Source organism: Streptomyces sp. NPDC007088 (assembly GCF_042869355.1).
Classification (GTDB): Bacteria; Actinomycetota; Actinomycetes; order Streptomycetales; family Streptomycetaceae; genus Streptomyces.
Genome location: NZ_JBIAFO010000018.1, coordinates 102,548 through 116,469, shown reverse-complemented (window position 1 = coordinate 116,469; position 13,922 = coordinate 102,548). Strand labels below are relative to the sequence as shown.

Annotated in this window: 12 protein-coding genes; 9 read left to right on the top strand and 3 right to left on the bottom strand. The window is 72.5% G+C overall.

The window, feature by feature from the left end; all coding sequences use genetic code 11:
- Positions 1 to 125: 125 nt before the first annotated feature.
- From ACFYMP_RS25240 to ACFYMP_RS25220, 5 genes are all read left to right on the top strand, one after another.
- Positions 126 to 1,766 carry a glycosyltransferase family 2 protein gene (locus ACFYMP_RS25240; protein ID WP_388861745.1) on the top strand — a complete coding sequence of 547 codons (1,641 nt, stop codon included), beginning with the start codon at positions 126 to 128 and terminating at the stop codon, positions 1,764 to 1,766.
- Entirely contained in the window at positions 1,763 to 2,827 is a 1,065-nt protein-coding gene (locus ACFYMP_RS25235; protein WP_388861743.1) for a glycoside hydrolase family 26 protein, read from the top strand. The genes ACFYMP_RS25240 and ACFYMP_RS25235 overlap by 4 nt, the downstream gene beginning before the upstream one ends.
- Positions 2,827 to 4,638, top strand: a complete 1,812-nt coding sequence (locus ACFYMP_RS25230) for a glycosyltransferase family 39 protein (protein ID WP_388861741.1) — start codon at positions 2,827 to 2,829, stop codon at positions 4,636 to 4,638. Before ACFYMP_RS25235 ends, ACFYMP_RS25230 begins: the two co-directional genes overlap by 1 nt.
- Before the next feature lie 8 nt (positions 4,639 to 4,646).
- Positions 4,647 to 6,386: a glycosyltransferase family 39 protein gene (locus ACFYMP_RS25225; protein WP_388861739.1), complete on the top strand. Its 1,740-nt coding sequence runs from the start codon at positions 4,647 to 4,649 to the stop codon at positions 6,384 to 6,386.
- Between the two features lie 77 nt (positions 6,387 to 6,463).
- Complete coding sequence (locus tag ACFYMP_RS25220; RefSeq protein WP_388861822.1) at positions 6,464 to 7,177, top strand: polyprenol monophosphomannose synthase; 714 nt, start codon at positions 6,464 to 6,466, stop codon at positions 7,175 to 7,177.
- A 13-nt stretch (positions 7,178 to 7,190) separates the two neighbouring features.
- Here ACFYMP_RS25220 and ACFYMP_RS25215 read toward each other — a convergent pair whose 3' ends face one another.
- Positions 7,191 to 8,102, bottom strand: a complete 912-nt coding sequence (locus ACFYMP_RS25215) for a hypothetical protein (protein ID WP_388861738.1) — start codon at positions 8,100 to 8,102, stop codon at positions 7,191 to 7,193.
- A gap of 526 nt (positions 8,103 to 8,628) precedes the next feature.
- Between ACFYMP_RS25215 and rplM the strand changes: the two genes are divergently transcribed.
- The 4 genes from rplM to ACFYMP_RS25195 all read left to right on the top strand — a co-directional run bounded on the left by rplM (position 8,629) and on the right by ACFYMP_RS25195 (position 12,684).
- Positions 8,629 to 9,072 (top strand): 50S ribosomal protein L13, encoded by a 444-nt coding sequence (gene rplM, locus ACFYMP_RS25210; protein WP_388861736.1) that lies wholly within the window; start codon positions 8,629 to 8,631, stop codon positions 9,070 to 9,072.
- 42 nt (positions 9,073 to 9,114) lie between these two features.
- The gene (gene rpsI / locus ACFYMP_RS25205) at positions 9,115 to 9,630 is read left to right on the top strand and encodes a 30S ribosomal protein S9 (protein ID WP_363147065.1); all 516 of its coding nucleotides are present in this window, start codon (positions 9,115 to 9,117) and stop codon (positions 9,628 to 9,630) included.
- 336 nt (positions 9,631 to 9,966) lie between these two features.
- Positions 9,967 to 11,331 carry a phosphoglucosamine mutase gene (gene glmM / locus ACFYMP_RS25200; protein ID WP_388861734.1) on the top strand — a complete coding sequence of 455 codons (1,365 nt, stop codon included), beginning with the start codon at positions 9,967 to 9,969 and terminating at the stop codon, positions 11,329 to 11,331.
- Positions 11,332 to 11,529: 198 nt separating this feature from the next.
- Positions 11,530 to 12,684, top strand: coding sequence for an FAD-dependent oxidoreductase (locus ACFYMP_RS25195; RefSeq protein WP_388861732.1), 1,155 nt, complete (start codon positions 11,530 to 11,532; stop codon positions 12,682 to 12,684).
- Between the two features lie 741 nt (positions 12,685 to 13,425).
- Here the strand turns inward: ACFYMP_RS25195 and ACFYMP_RS25190 are convergent.
- Together ACFYMP_RS25190 and ACFYMP_RS25185 are read right to left on the bottom strand one after the other, a co-directional pair.
- Positions 13,426 to 13,650: a hypothetical protein gene (locus tag ACFYMP_RS25190; protein WP_388861730.1), complete on the bottom strand. Its 225-nt coding sequence runs from the start codon at positions 13,648 to 13,650 to the stop codon at positions 13,426 to 13,428.
- Positions 13,647 to 13,850, bottom strand: a complete 204-nt coding sequence (locus ACFYMP_RS25185; RefSeq protein ID WP_388861728.1) for a hypothetical protein — start codon at positions 13,848 to 13,850, stop codon at positions 13,647 to 13,649. The genes ACFYMP_RS25190 and ACFYMP_RS25185 overlap by 4 nt, the downstream gene beginning before the upstream one ends.
- Between the last annotated feature and the right edge of the window lie 72 nt (positions 13,851 to 13,922).

Sequence of the window (13,922 nt, the reverse complement as noted above, 5' to 3'; positions counted from 1 at the left end):
TCAAACGGTCGGCACCGCGCGGAACTCGGCCTTCCTTCCCTCGTATATGCTCGCGATTTCCGGCCCGGATGTTCGACTCCGGTCGCCGTTGGAGCAAATCGGGGCTTGAGGCCCGGGGGTCTTCCATGAGTGCCGTTGATTCCGCCTCCCGTTCCGGAGGGGTCCAGGGACCCGTTCCCCCGCGCCGCCGGAGGGCGGGCGGTGCCGCGGAGTGGCGCAGGACCGTCGCCCGCAGCCACGGACTGCTGCCGCAGCCGCCCGACGACCGGGAGAAGTACTCCTACGCGCAGCGCAACCGGTGGGTGCTGACCTTCGGTTCGATGCTGAGCTTCGCCTGTCTGGGCGTCAGCCAGCTGCTGTTCACCGCGTCCAGCCCGTGGTTCTGGATCATGATGCCGCTGCTCGCGTTCATCGTGGCGGACTACCTGCTGTCCTTCGTGCTCGACAGCTTCAGCAAGGACTTCGACCTCAAGGGCCACAAGCGGCTGGTCCGCACCTGGCGGCCGCAGCGGTACCCGAGCGTCGATGTCTACCTGCCGGTGTGCGGGGAGCCCCTGGAGGTGCTCGCCAACACCTGGACGCACGTACGCGCGCTGGACGCCGCCTACCGGGGGCCCGTCGAGGTGTACGTCCTGGACGACGCCGACGACCCGGACGTGGCCGCCATGGCGGGGGACTTCGGCTTCCACTACGTGGTGCGGCCCAACCGGGGCTGGTTCAAGAAGGCCGGGAACCTGCGGCACGCCTTCGAGCGCACCCACGGCGAGCACATCCTCATCCTCGACGCCGACTTCGCGCCCCGCGCCGACCTGCTGGACGAGCTGCTGCCGCACATGGACGACGAGCGCGTCGGCATCGTCCAGTCCCCGCAGTTCTTCCGCACCGTGGACCGGCAGAACTGGATCGAGCGCGGCGCGGGCGCCGTGCAGGAGCAGTTCTACCGCTCGGTGCAGACCTCCCGGGAGGACAAGGACGGCTCGATCTGCGTGGGCTCCTGCGCCGTGTACCGGCGCTCCGCGCTCGACGAGATCGGCGGTATCTCGCTCATCGAGCACTCCGAGGACATGTACACCGGCTTCGACCTGCGCGCGCTGGGCTGGAAGCTGCGCTACGTGCCGGTCGCGCTGTCCGCCGGGGTCTGCCCCGACACCGCCGGGGCCTTCCACAACCAGCAGTACCGCTGGTGCATGGGCTCGCTGTCGCTGCTCACCAGCAAGTCCTTCTGGGAGATGGACCTCAGGCTGATGACGCGGCTGTGCTACGTCTCCGGCTTCCTCTACTACCTCCAGACGGCGCTGCTGACCTTCGTCGCCCCGCTCATCCCGCTGTCCCTGCTCGTCCTGCGTCCCGACCTGCTGCGCGCCCAGGCCGGACTGCTCATCCTGCCCAGCGTGTTCTACGTGACCCTCGTGCTGCCGCTGTGGCACCGCGCCCCCTACCGCCTGGAGGCGTGGGCGGTGCGCATCATGTACGGCTGGTCGCACGTCTTCGCCGTGTGGGACGTCCTGCGGGGCCGCCCCATGGGCTGGAAGCCGACCGGTTCCGACGGGGCCAAGAAGAACGGCATGGGCCGCTACTGGGCCGGGATGTACGGCTGGACCGCGGGCACCGCCGTCCTGTGGGTGGCCCTGGCCGGCTGGCGCGTGCTCACCGCCTACCCGCCGGACTTCGCCCTGATGCTGTCCGGCGGACTCTTCTACGCGGCCGTCGTCGCCCGCGTGCTCGTCCAGCCCCGTAACGCCCGTCCCCAGGAAGCGAGCGCATGATCCGCTCCCCCCAGCTCCCCCCACGCGGCCTCGCCGCCGCCCGGCGCGGTCTCACCGCCGTACTGCTGACCGGCGCCCTGCTGTCCGCGACCGGATGCGGCGTCTTCTCCGACGGCGGCCGCAGCCAGTACGACCGGGCCCAGGGCAGGCCGGACGACTCCGCGTCCACGCGGCCGGCCTCGGCGGCGCCCGAGAAGAGCGTCCTGCCCTACGACGTGCGGCCCCTGCTCACGCCGGACAAGAAGTACTTCGGGGTGGCCCTCGACGGGGCGCCCGCCTCCGTCAAGCCGCTCGACCGGTTCGCCGGACAGGCCGGGAAGAAGCCCGATCTGGTCGAGTTCTACTCGGCCTGGGGCGACAGTTACGAGACCCGGCTCGCGGTCAACGCCTGGGACTACGGGGCGCTGCCCTTCATCGCCTGGGAGCCGTTCAAGCGCAGCCTCCGGCAGATAGGCGCCGGCAAGGACGACACGTACATACGCGAGTACGCCCGTTCCGTGAAGGAGCTGAACCAGCCCGTCGCGATCAGCTTCGCGCACGAGATGAACGGCGGCTGGTACCCCTGGGGCACCAAGAAGGCCACCCCGCGCGAGTTCGTGAAGGCCTGGAAGCACATCCACGACGTGTTCGCCGACGAGGGCGCCACCCAGGTCATCTGGGTGTGGAGCCCCAACGTCGTCAACCCCGTGCCCGACGTGAAGCTCAAGCCGTACTGGCCCGGGGACGCCTACGTCGACTGGGTCGGCGTCGTCGGCTACTACGCGACCGGCGGCCCCTCGACCTTCGCGAGCCTGTACGGCCCGACCATGGACCAGATCCGCGCCTTCACCCGGCGGCCCTTCCTCATCGCCGAGACCGCCTCCGAGGCCGGGGAGCGCAAACCCGCCGACATCAAGGACCTGTTCCAGGGCGTGCTGGCCCGTAAGGACGTCCTCGGCCACGTGTGGTTCGACTTCGACAAGGAGACGGACTGGCGCATCGCGAGCGGGCCCGCCGCCCAGCGGGCGTACAAGGACCAGGCCCGTGACCCCGGCTACGGATTCGATGTGAAGAAGCCCTGATGGACCGGTATCCCCCCGCCTTCCCGCCGTCCGGGCCGCCGTACCCGCAGCCGGAGCCGCAGCCGTACGAGGGAGGCGAACCGCGACCCGCCCCCCACGGCGCGCCGGTACCGCCCCAGCCCCTCGACCGCGAGCCGCCGCCCTCCGGTTCCGCGCCGCCGCCCCCCGGTTCCGCGCCGCCGCCCTGGGACCAGGAGCCCGTCGCGCGGCCGGACACCGATCCGGCCGCGCTGCCCGAGGACCCCTTCGAGATCAACCCGCAGCGGGAGCCCGTACGCGGCTACACCCTGCCGAAGGTGCCCGAGTCCGCGTGGGCCGTCGACACCCGGCGCTCGACCCTCATCAGCCGGGCCGCGCTGCTGTGCGTACTCCTCGTGCAGGCGGTGCTCTCGCTGCGGCTGCGCGGCACCGCCTTCCAGGACGAGGCGCTCTACATCGCCTCGGGCCACTACGAACTCGACAACCTGCTGCACGGCACCCCGCTGCCCGTCGACTTCGCCGCCTACTTCTCCGGCCACCCCAAGCTCTACCCGGTGCTCGCCGCGCTCGTCGACGGGCCCTTCGGCCTGGCCGGGGTCCGCGCGCTGAGCCTCGTGTTCATGCTCGCGGCCACCGCCCTGCTGTACGCGGCGACCCGGCGCATGTTCAACTCGCGCTCCGCGCTGGGCGCCGCCGCGCTGTTCTCCGTCGTGCAGTCCACGATCGTGCTCGGCCGGCTCGCGACCTACGACGCGGCCGCGCTGTTCCTGCTCGCCCTCGCCTTCTGGGTCCTCGTGCGCACCGGCCGGATGAAGGCGCCCGCCGTGCTGCTCGCGGCGCCGCCCATCGCGCTCGCCTTCGGCGTCAAGTACGCGGCCGGCCTCTACATCCCCACCCTCGTGGTGCTCGCCGTCCTCACCGCCTACCGCCAGCGCGGCGTAAGGACCCTGCTGCGCGGCGCGCTGCTGGCCGCCGGGGTCCTCGTCCTGCTCGGCGCCGGCTGGGCGCTGTCCGGTCCGCTCGGCGGCATCAGCTCCACCACCACCGACCGGCGGCACGGCAGCGACACCGCCTGGACCCTGCTCCAGCACAGCGCGCAGTGGGGCGGCCTCGTGTTCCTCACCGCGCTGGCCGGCTCCGTCGCCTACGTCGTACGGGCCCGCATGGTCGAGATGCCCTGGGTCTCCGGGTCCACCCCGGGCCGGGTGCGCCGCGCCCTGCTCGGCACCGTCCTGACCGGCAGCGCGCTGCTCGCGACGGCCTACCAGATCCACCTCCAGACCGAGGTGTCCCTCTACAAGCACGTCGGCTTCGGGCTGCTGTTCGCCGCGCCCATGGCGGGCCTCGGCATGTCCCGGCTGATCGGCCCGCACTTCCGCAACCCGCAGCTCGGCATCATGCTCTTCGTCCTGACCCTGGTCCTCGGCATGGTCCAGGCGCAGAACGCGTTCAGCTTCCCCGACTCCCGGGGCCCGGTCGCCTACCTGCGCACCGTCGTGGACCGCAAGGGCGTCTACCTCGCCGAGGAGTCCGAGGTGCCCGGCTACTACCTGCGGGACGTCACCGGCTGGAACCAGTGGAAGAACACCGCCTCCCTCGACTACACCGCGAAGAACGGGAAGCGGTACTCGGGCGGTGAGCCCGCGGGCTTCCGCGCGGCCGTCCGCGACGGCTACTTCGACGTCATCATGTTGCGCGGCGGAGTCACCCCCGAGGTCGACGCGGCGGTCCGCGAGGAGCTGCGCGGCAACGCGCACTACCGGCTGACCGCCCAGTTCCCGACCACCACGAGCAGCGGCACCTCCTCCTACCGGATATGGGTCAAGCAGTGAGCCGGGACATGCGGCAGCGCGCCGCGAGCCAGGACGCGGGACGCCCGGACGCGCGACGGGCCACCGGGAGGGACGACACGGGGTCCGCGGCGCACCCGCCGGGCCCCGCCGCCGAGTCCACGCAGACCATGAGCCTGCTGCTGCCCCGGCTGCGGCCCTCGGCACTGGCGCTCGCCCGCGAGTCGGGCACCCCGCAACCGCCGCCGCCCGTGGAGCGCCCCGGCAAGGGCGGGCGCCGCCTCGCCCTCGCCGTCTTCGCGCTGCCGGCCCTGCTCGCCCTCCTCTTCGTCCTCCAGGGCCTGGACGAGAGGCAGTTGTGGCGCGACGAGCACGCCACATGGTGGGCCTCCAGCCTCTCGATGCACGACCTGAGCCGGCTGATCCGCTCCATCGACATCGTCTTCACCCCCTACTACGTGCTGATGCACTGCTGGATCGCGGTGTTCGGCGACTCCCCGGCCGCGCTGCGCGTACCCGAGGCCCTCGCGATGGGCGCCGCCGCCGGACTGCTCGGACTGCTCGGGCGCCAGCTGTTCACCGCCCGCGTCGGCCTGATCGCCGGGCTCGCCTTCGCCGTACTGCCCGCGACCACCCGCTACGGGCAGGAGATCCGGCCGTACGCCTTCGCGGTGGCCGCCGTCCTGCTCTCCACGCTGCTGCTCGCGCGCTCGCTGGAGCGGCCCACCTTCAAGGGCTGGACCGCCTACACCTTCTCCCTCCCGCTCATCGGCTGGAGCCACCTCGCCTCGCTGTGCGTGCTCGCCGCGCACCTCGCGATGGTGGTGCGGGTGCGGCGCGACGGCGACCGGATCGCCGGCTGGGCCTTCACCGCCGCCGCGACCCTCGGCCTGTGCCTCGTCCTGCCGATGGCGCTCTCCGGCAGCGGGCAGAGCGGCCAGATCTCGTGGAACAACCCGACCGTCCACGACCTGCGCGAACTCCCGCAGCAACTGTTCGGGACCTGGGCGGTGGCGGTCCCCGTCCTCGCCCTGGGCCTGGTGGGCCTGTGCTTCGCCGGGCGGTACGCGCTGCCGCTCGCCCTGTGGGCCGTCCTGCCGCCGCTGCTCACCTTCGCCACGGCCGCCCAGCTCCACCTGTTCCTCGCGCGGTACCTGCTGTTCACCGCGCCCGCCTGGGTCCTGCTCGGCGCCGTCGCGCTGGGCCGCGCCGGAGGCGCCGTCACCGGGTCCCGCGCCGGGACGGGGGCCAGGGGGCCGCGCGCGGCGGGGCTCGCGCTCGGCCTGCTCGCGGTGGGCGGGCTCACCGTGACCGCGCTGCCCGGCATCGACGCGGCCCGCGGACCGATCCCGGGCGAGCCCGACTACCGGGGCGCCGCGCACTACGTCCTCGCCCACCAGAAGCGCGGCGACGCCATCGCGTACAGCGGGCTGCTCGCGGAGCGCCGCGGTATGGACTACGAACTGCGGGACGCCGCCGAGCGGCCCCGGGACGTCCTGATGTACCGCACCCCGCAGCAGATCGCCTCGTACGGCGCCCAGGAGTGCCCCAGGCCCGCGAGCTGCCTCGCCCGCACGAAACGGCTGTGGCTCGTCGCCACCTCCCCGGACGGCAACCCGTACGCGCAGATGCCGCCCGCCACCACCAAGGCCCTGCGCGCCGGTTTCCGGATCGCGGGCACGAAGAAACTCGCCAGTGTCCAGGTGCTGTTGCTGACCCGCACCGGGGACGACAAGGACCCGAAGGCGGACGGCGGCGACAGCGCGGCCGGCCGCGAGGTCCACCTCTGAAGCTCCCAAGGAGAACCGTGTCACCGTCCCGCGAGGAGGAGTCGGCGCAGGCCGCGACATCTCCCGTCACCGTCGTCATGCCGACCTACAACGAGGCGGCGAACCTGCCCCGCATGGCGCAGGCCGTCCTCGACCTGCCGCTGCCCGGACTGCACCTGAAGATCGTGGACGACTCCAGCCCCGACGGCACCGGCCACCTCGCCGAGGAGCTGGCCGAGAAGTACAACGACGGCGCCCCCGCCGCCCGCATGTCCGTCCTGCACCGCACCGAGAAGGACGGCCTGGGCCGCGCCTACGTCGCCGGGATGAGCGCCGCGCTCGCCGAGGGGGCCGCGTACGTCGTGCAGATGGACGCCGACGGCAGCCACCCCGTCGAGGCCGTCGTCCGGATGCTCGCCGCCGCCGAGGAGAGCGGCGCCGGTCTCGTCGTCGGCAGCCGCTACGTCGAGGGCGGACAGCTCGACGAGGAGTGGGGCCGCCACCGCGTCCTGCTCTCCCGCTTCGCCAACGGCTACGTCCGCGCCGTCCTCGGCACCGACGTCAAGGACATCACCGCGGGCTTCAACCTGTGGACCGCCGCGACCCTGCGCGACGTGGACCTCGCCTCGCTCGACAGCGCCGGCTACAGCTTCCAGGTCGAGCTGAAGTACAAGGCGATACGGACCGGGCACACCGCCGTGGAGATACCCATCCGCTTCGAGGAACGCACCGAGGGCGTCTCCAAGATGACGCTGCGCACCCAGCTGGAGTCCGCCCTCGTGCCCTTGCGGCTGCGGTTCAAGCACCACTGAGCGGTGTGACCGCCTACGCCGCCGGGGCGGTGGCCGCCGCCGAGGCCGCGGCCACGCCCCGGCGGTAGATCTGCCGGAACGCGAAGGTCGACAGGTCGTCCCCGGCCCGGAACACCGCCGTGTCCCGCGGCGTCACGTCCTCGCGCGCGGTGAACCCGCCCACCGTGACGTACAGGTAGCGGCCCACCGCGTTGGTGGTGTTGCGGCACTTCACCGCCCGGCAGAAGACCGGCACGCCCGCGCCCGGGAGGGAGGCGACGTTGCCCCTCGCCTGCTGCTTGGCCCGCAGCGCCGCCGCGTCCGTGTCGAAGACCGCGACCCCGACCGTGACGGCCGTCCCGTCCTTCGTGTACGTCGCGCGCATCAGCCGCCGGCAGCCGTTCGCGGACAGGACGCCGCCGAGGGCGCCCTGCGTCGCCGAGGCGCAGTCCGTGGTGGAGGCGAGCGCGCCCTTCTTGTACACGGCGCTGCCGATCGTGACCTCCGTGCCGGGGAACAGCCCGGCGGCGGGCAGCGGGGCGGTGTCCTTCGCCGCGCTGTTCAGGTACTCCGTCGGCTTCGGCACCGGCTTCGGCGCGACCGAGGGGAAGGTCGGCGAGGGCTTCGCCGTCTCGCTCGGCAGGGTCTGCGTGGGCGGCAGCCCGCGGGGCCGGGCGTCGGCCCGCTCCCCGTCGTCGTGGTTGGCGGTGACGACGACGGCGGCCACCAGCGAGGCCACCACGACCGTCGCGACCGCCCCGCCGCCCACCCACAGCCACTTCCTGCGCCGCTCCCGCGCGGCCGCCGCCTCCGCGAGCGCCGACCAGTCCGGCGTCGCGGGGCCGGACCGCGGGAAACGGCCGTCCCGCGGCTCCCGCGGCCCTTGCGGCCCTCGCGGACCCGTGTCCCCCGGCCCCCACGAGGGTCCCCCCTGCCCAAAGCTCATGGGCCGCATCCTAAGGACCCGCCCCGCGACCGGTCGAGGGACGGCCGGGGACCGTGCCCGTACCGGTACCGGTACGGGACCGCGTACGGGGACGAGGTACGGGACCGCGTACGGGGACGCGCCGGGCCGGGCCGGGTGCCGGGCCGGCGTGGGCCGGATCTCGCCCCTGCCCCCTCCGGGCCGCTCCCCGGGGACGTACGCTGGGAGACGGCGGAGAGCCGCGAATCCCGCCGGAGCAGCGCCGGGACAGGTCCCCGACTCCCTGAACAGGGGGTCTTCATCGTTTTGACCCGTCCGGGTAAGCCCGGGTATTCTGCCTCTTCGTTATGTGTATTGGCTTGCTCATTCTCACGTGAGGGGCCCTTACACCGGTCCACCGGGCCGATGACCAGCGGCATGCACACGGTTGCGTCACCGTCGTGCGTCCAGGGCTGTCGTGATCGTCCGTGGTGGCCATGTCAGGACCCTTCCCCTGGCTCTGCCGAGCCGGGGGAGACCCCATCACTGAGAAGCGAAGGCTACGACCGTGCGTACGTTCAGCCCCAAGCCTGGCGATGTCACTCGCCAGTGGCACGTCATCGACGCTCAGGACATCGTCCTGGGCCGTCTGGCGTCGACCGCTGCCAGCCTCCTGCGGGGCAAGCACAAGCCGATCTACGCGCCCCACGTCGACACCGGTGACTTCGTCATCATCGTCAACGCGGCCAAGGTGCACCTCTCCGGCAACAAGCGGACCCAGAAGATGGCCTACCGCCACTCCGGGTACCCGGGCGGCCTGCGCTCCGTGCGCTACGACGAGCTGCTCGACAAGAACCCCGAGAAGGCCGTCGAGAAGGCCGTCAAGGGCATGCTCCCCAAGAACACCCTGGGCCGTCAGATGCTGTCGAAGCTGAAGGTCTACGCGGGCGAGCAGCACCCGCACTCGGCGCAGCAGCCTGTGCCGTTCGAGATCACCCAGGTCGCGCAGTAGTTCCGGCCACCCCCTAAGACGTAGAGAAATCTGAGGAGCATCGTGGCCGAGACCACCGCCGAGCAGCCGATCGAAGAGGCTGTCGACGTCGAGCAGTACACCACCGAGTCCGAGGTCCCCGTCGAGGGCGAGTACACCTCGGAGTCCCTCGCGTCCGCCTTCGGTGAGCCCCAGCCGGCCGCCGGCCTGGGCCGTCGCAAGAACGCCATCGCCCGCGTCCGGATCGTCCCGGGCAGCGGCAAGTGGAAGATCAACGGCCGCACCCTTGAGGACTACTTCCCCAACAAGGTGCACCAGCAGGAAGTCAACGAGCCCTTCAAGGTTCTGGAGCTGGACAACCGCTACGACGTGGTCGCCCGTATCTCGGGTGGCGGCGTCTCCGGTCAGGCCGGCGCCCTGCGCCTGGGCGTGGCCCGCGCGCTGAACGAGGCCGACGTGGACAACAACCGCGGCGCCCTCAAGAAGGCCGGGTTCCTGCGTCGTGACGACCGTGCCGTCGAGCGCAAGAAGGCCGGTCTGAAGAAGGCCCGCAAGGCCCCGCAGTACAGCAAGCGCTAAATCCGCCTGCTTGTTCTTCACCGTTCGCCCCGGCGGCACGCTCGTGCCGCCGGGGCGTTCGTTTACGCGCAAGCGTGCCGGTGCGCCCGGTGGAGCCGTGCCGGTGCGCCGGGCGCGCGTGCGGGGTGCGTCCGGCGCGCGTGCGGGGTGCCTCCGGCGCGGGTGCGTGGCTGGTCCGGCGAACGCGTGGGGGCCGGCCACACGAATGCGTGCGCTTTGGGGAGGAACCGGCTCTATGCGGTACGAGCCGTGCGGTATGACGTATAACAAGATGAGTGCGGAGGGTGGCGGCGGCTCGGGCCGGCGTCGCCGGTGAACAACGCGGGAGGACACCAAGTGGGACGGCTCTTCGGGACGGACGGCGTACGCGGGGTCGCGGGCGTCGATCTGACGGCCGAGCTGGCGCTCGGCCTCTCGGTCGCGGCGGCACACGTGCTCGGTGAACTGGGCAGCCGCCCGGGGCACCGCCCGACGGCCGTGGTCGGCCGTGATCCGCGCGCCTCCGGGGAGTTCCTGGAGGCCGCCGTGGTCGCGGGCCTGGCGAGCGCCGGGGTGGACGTGCTGAAGGTGGGCGTGCTGCCGACCCCCGCCGTCGCGCATCTCACCGGGACGCTCGGCGCGGACTTCGGCGTCATGCTCTCCGCGAGCCACAACGCGATGCCCGACAACGGCATCAAGTTCTTCGCGCGCGGCGGCCACAAGCTGGCCGACGAGCTGGAGGACCGCATCGAGGCGCAGTACCAGCGCCACACCGAGCCCGGCGCCCCCGACTGGGACCGCCCGACCGGGGCGCGCGTCGGCCGCGTGCGGGACTACGACGAGGGCTACGACCAGTACGTCGCGCACCTCGTCGGCGTGCTCCCCAACCGGCTCGACGGGCTGAAGATCGTCCTCGACGAGGCGCACGGCGCGGCGGCCCGCGTCTCGCCCGACGCCTTCGCGCGTGCCGGGGCCGACGTCATCACGATCGGCGCGGACCCGGACGGCCTCAACATCAACGACGGCTGCGGCTCCACGCACCTCGCCAAGCTCCAGGCCGCCGTGGTCGAGCAGGGCGCGGACTTCGGCATCGCCCACGACGGGGACGCCGACCGCTGCCTCGCGGTGGACGCCGAGGGCAGGGAGGTGGACGGCGACCAGATCCTCGCGGTCCTCGCGCTGTCCATGCGTGAGCACGGCACGCTGCGCAAGAACACGGTGGTCGCGACCGTCATGTCGAACCTGGGCTTCAAGCTGGCCATGGAGCGCGAGGGCGTGTCCTTCGTGGAGACGGCGGTCGGCGACCGCTACGTCCTGGAGCAGATGAAGAAGGAGGGCTTCGCGCTCGGCGGGGAGCAGTCCGGCCACGTCATCATCCTGGACCACGCGACGACCGGGGACGGCACCCTGACCGGGCTCATGCTCGCCGCCCGGGTCGCCCAGACCGGCCGTTCGCTGGCCGATCTGGCCTCCGTCATGACGCGCCTGCCGCAGGTGCTCATCAACGTCCCCGACGTCGACAAGTCCCGCGTGGGCTCGGCCCCCGAGCTGCGCACCGCCGTCGAGGAGGCCGAACGCAGCCTCGGCACCACCGGCCGCGTCCTGCTGCGGCCCTCGGGTACGGAACCGCTGGTACGGGTCATGGTCGAGGCGGCCGACATCGAGCAGGCCCGCTCGGTGGCGGCGGGCCTCGCGGACGTGGTGAAGTCCACGCTGGGGTAAGGCTCCTGGACTCCCGCTGACACAAGAGAGCCGGCCGTGACGTCGAACGTCACGGCCGGCTCTCTTGTGTGCGGACACCCTGAAGGTGGCCTGAGGCAAAAAGTTGAGTCATTGCACTTTCGTACTGGGTGTGTTTTCGTGGGTGAGGGGTTCCCGCGCGTCCTTCCGCCGCCGCCCCCGCACACCAAGGAGAACGACATGCACCGCACCCCCGCCCGCACCCCCGCCCGTGTCGCCGTCGTCGGCGCCGGTCCCGGCGGTCTGACCTGCGCCCGCGTCCTTCAGCGGCACGGCGTCGAGGTCACCGTCCACGATCTCGGCGCCGCACCGGCCGCCCGCGACCAGGGCGGCAGCCTCGACATGCAGGCGGGCACCGGGCAGTACGCCCTGCGCGCCGCCGGTCTGTGGGAAAAGTTCGGCGCTCTGGCCCGGCCCGAGGGGGAGCGGACGCGTCTGCTCGGCCGCGACGGGAAGACCCTGTTCGACGCGGTGCCACCGCGCGAGGGCCAGGGAAACCCGGAGATCGACCGGGGGCAGCTCCGTGACCTGCTGCTCGACTCCCTAGCCCCCGGCACCGTCCGGTGGGGCCACAAGCTGGAGCGCGCCGAGCCGCTGGGCGCGGGCCGTCACCGGCTGCACTTCGCCAACGGGGAGACGGCCGAGACGGACCTGCTCGTCGGGGCGGACGGCGCCTGGTCGCGCGTGCGCCGCCTGCTGTCGGACGCCGTGCCCGTCTACACCGGGGTCACCTTCGTGGAGACCGGCCTGAACGAGGCCGAGGCCCGCCACCCGGAGCTGGCCGCGCTCACCGGGGAGGGCACGATGATGGCCCTCGACGACAACCTCGGCCTCGTGGCGCAGCGCAACAGCGGCGGCCACATCCGCGTCTACGCCGGGATGCGCACCCCCGAGGACTGGCACCGCCGGGCAGGCGTGGACCTGGCCGAGCCCGCCGCCGTCCGCGCCGCACTGCTGGAACGCTTCGCAGGCTGGAGCCCGGCGCTGCGCGGCTTCCTCACCGAGACCGACACCGGGTACGTCAACCGGCCCCTGTACGCCCTGCCCGTCCCGCACACCTGGGAGCACACCGAGGGCGTGACCCTGCTGGGGGACGCCGCCCACCTGATGTCCCCGTTCTCCGGCATGGGCGCGAACCTCGCCATGCGCGACGGGGCCGACCTCGCCCAGGCCCTCGCCGGCCACCCGGAACCCGACGAGGCCGTCACCGCCTACGAGAAGATCCTGCTGCCCCGCTCCACCGAGGCGGCCGAGGGCGCCGCCGAGGGCATCGAGAGCGCCTTCGCCCCCGACAGCGCGGAACAGGTCCTCGCCCACCTGACCGGCCGTCACTGAGCGGTGCGGCGCGGGGCGCCGCGCGGGTGGGCGTGGCCCGCTCGGCGGGACCGGTGGTGAGGCCCGGCATGAGGCCGTCGCTCAGGCCGACCCCCACGAAGGGGCCCGACTCGGCAGCGATCCCAACCCCCCGTAGGTCCACGAAGAGCCGTGCGGACTCCCCGACCGACCCGGGCGTGGGGGATCGCGTGGTGCGGCCCGGCTGACCTCGGCTCACATCGATCGACCTCGGCTGACATCGGCTGACCTCGACGGGCAAGGAACGCCTCCGAAGGCGTCTGCCGACACCTCCCTGCCCCACCCGGCCGACGACCGCCACGCGATATCGCGGCAGGGCCCGGCCGCCTCCGGCGGCACGTGCGCGAGACAAGTCCCGGGGCGGGCGCGGAGCCCGCACCGGCAGCCGTCGCCGTCTTGAGCGACGAACCGGTAGGCCCGGCCCTACGCGAGGTGCCGAAGCACCTCTTCGTGCTCTTGGACCGACTCGGCCCACGCCGGTAGCCGGGCGGGTGCGTCACAGGCGTTCCGGTGCCCGGTGGGCCTGAGCATTCCCGGCGGGCATCAGGTGGTCGCGCACGGATCGGGGGCGAGCGCGTGCCATGCGGCGGGTCCGGCCGGTGAGCCAACGAAGATTCACTCAAGGCGAGTTGGTGAGTGTCGTTGCCAGGAACACGGCCGTCTTCCCGTCGCCCGCGTACGTCTCGGCCGCGTAGGCGGGGCCGGGGAGGGTGCCGGGGGCGGTCACTGGTCCCGTCGCAGGGAGTTGCGCAGTCCGTTCTCCTCGACCACACGGGCGCGCAGTCGGCGCAGGAGGGCGGAGTCGCCATCCTCCGCGTCCGGGGCCGCGCCGTCCCCGGCCTCCTCGGCGGATTTCGCGGCTGACCTCTCGGAACGGCAGCGGACGCACGCGCAGGGCGGAAAGCGCATCGGGTTGAACTCAGGGGCTTGGGCGTCCTGTTCACTCATGCCGGCCCCTGACCCGAGCAGTCCGCCGTTTCCTGGTGCCGCCGGAGCAGCACCCGGCAGTCCGTGGCCCTGCTGAAGTCGCGCTCGGCGTCCGCGACGGCCTCGGCCAGGCGCCATTCCTCGCAGGTACGGCAGGGGGCGGGGGTGCTGGGGGGTGCGGGGCTCGACGGCTGGGTGTCCGGGCGAACAACTTCTCCCATGACGGTTGGTTCCTCTCCGTAGTCGTTCCACTACCGGGGCGACTCAGAGTGGCCTACAGTCAGAACCCGTTC

What these genes read in the sequence shown, in the direction of transcription:
- ACFYMP_RS25240 (WP_388861745.1), top strand. Translation starts at nt 126, where the DNA reads ATGAGTGCCGTTGATTCCGCCTCCCGTTCCGGAGGGGTCCAGGGACCC.
- ACFYMP_RS25190 (WP_388861730.1), bottom strand. Translation starts at nt 13,650, where the DNA reads ATGAGTGAACAGGACGCCCAAGCCCCTGAGTTCAACCCGATGCGCTTT.
- ACFYMP_RS25220 (WP_388861822.1), top strand. Translation starts at nt 6,464, where the DNA reads ATGCCGACCTACAACGAGGCGGCGAACCTGCCCCGCATGGCGCAGGCC.
- ACFYMP_RS25215 (WP_388861738.1), bottom strand. Translation starts at nt 8,102, where the DNA reads ATGAGCTTTGGGCAGGGGGGACCCTCGTGGGGGCCGGGGGACACGGGT.
- ACFYMP_RS25230 (WP_388861741.1), top strand. Translation starts at nt 2,827, where the DNA reads ATGGACCGGTATCCCCCCGCCTTCCCGCCGTCCGGGCCGCCGTACCCG.
- ACFYMP_RS25195 (WP_388861732.1), top strand. Translation starts at nt 11,530, where the DNA reads ATGCACCGCACCCCCGCCCGCACCCCCGCCCGTGTCGCCGTCGTCGGC.
- ACFYMP_RS25225 (WP_388861739.1), top strand. Translation starts at nt 4,647, where the DNA reads ATGCGGCAGCGCGCCGCGAGCCAGGACGCGGGACGCCCGGACGCGCGA.
- ACFYMP_RS25185 (WP_388861728.1), bottom strand. Translation starts at nt 13,850, where the DNA reads ATGGGAGAAGTTGTTCGCCCGGACACCCAGCCGTCGAGCCCCGCACCC.
- ACFYMP_RS25235 (WP_388861743.1), top strand. Translation starts at nt 1,763, where the DNA reads ATGATCCGCTCCCCCCAGCTCCCCCCACGCGGCCTCGCCGCCGCCCGG.